Annotated in this window: 1 protein-coding gene; it reads left to right on the forward strand. The window is 50.8% G+C overall.

Going from position 1 to position 596, the window contains the following annotated elements; translation table 11 throughout:
- Positions 1–228: 228 nt before the first annotated feature.
- On the forward strand, positions 229–596 hold a 368-nt coding region (locus B2R29_RS12130), incomplete at its 3' end, for an AAA family ATPase (RefSeq protein WP_301181301.1).

Here is a 596-nt window from a genome sequence, read left to right on the forward strand (position 1 = left end):
AGCAGAGTCTGCCGATGACGATGATGACTGGGGGGAGTTCGACCTCCCAGACGATAAAAAGGAATAGCCTGTTTCACGCGCGGCGCCTCCGATACCGGAGGCGCCTTCTGTACAATTTCCCCTTTCTGTCTGATTTTAAAGCCTTTTTCTGGTCTTGCCTTGCTGTACCAAACACGCCTCCTTATACTCTGGCCAGTCAAGAATCAGAGATCGAGAGGTTAAGTCCTGATGAAATTCCAGGGTACCGGCGAATACGTAGCGACACCTGAGCTGCAAATGGCAGTCAATGCAGCAATCACTTTGCAGCGTCCACTTCTGCTCAAGGGTGAGCCGGGAACCGGTAAGACAATGCTGGCAGAGCAATTGGCCACTTCATTAGGCACTGACCTTATCCAATGGCACATCAAAAGTACGACTAAAGCCCATCAGGGGTTATACGAGTACGATGCGGTCAGTCGACTGCGTGACTCGCAGCTTGGCGTTGACGGTGTAAACGATATTTCTAATTACATCGTGAAAGGTAAGCTTTGGGAGGCGTTCGAGGCGGACAAGCCTGTTGTGCTGCTGATTGATGAAATCGACAAGGCCGATATCGA

It is taken from the genome of Thalassolituus sp. UBA3500 (assembly GCF_002377545.1).
Classification (GTDB): Bacteria; Pseudomonadota; Gammaproteobacteria; order Pseudomonadales; family Oceanobacteraceae; genus Thalassolituus.